The sequence below is a fragment of the Winogradskyella sp. genome (genome assembly GCF_016744625.1).
GTDB lineage: Bacteria > Bacteroidota > Bacteroidia > Flavobacteriales > Flavobacteriaceae > Winogradskyella.
Map to the genome: position 1 here is coordinate 53,925 of NZ_JADGDZ010000017.1, position 295 is coordinate 54,219.

Annotated in this window: 1 riboswitch. The window is 30.2% G+C overall.

The window, feature by feature from the left end:
* Nucleotides 1–218: 218 nt before the first annotated feature.
* Nucleotides 219–295: riboswitch (SAM riboswitch) on the forward strand. This riboswitch is flagged as partial in the annotation.

Genomic DNA, 295 nt, shown 5'->3' on the forward strand with positions numbered 1-295 from the left:
GAGAAGTACTAAACTTACTGCTTTAGCATTTTTGTTTCGGCTGAATTATATCAGCGCCAGAGGTTGCAATCAGACAAATTTTTCCTCTAATTTTTGATGTACAAAAGTAGATAAATTAAATGAAATGTAAATTTATTTCACTTTTTTTATGATTTAATTTGCTTTTGAATTATTCTGAAACAATATTTGTATTCACAAAGTTCAAAGCACTTACTGAAATGTTATCAAGAAAGGTGGAGGGATTAGACCCTTTGAAACCTTAGCAACCCTTAGACTTACTAAGAAGGTGCTAAAT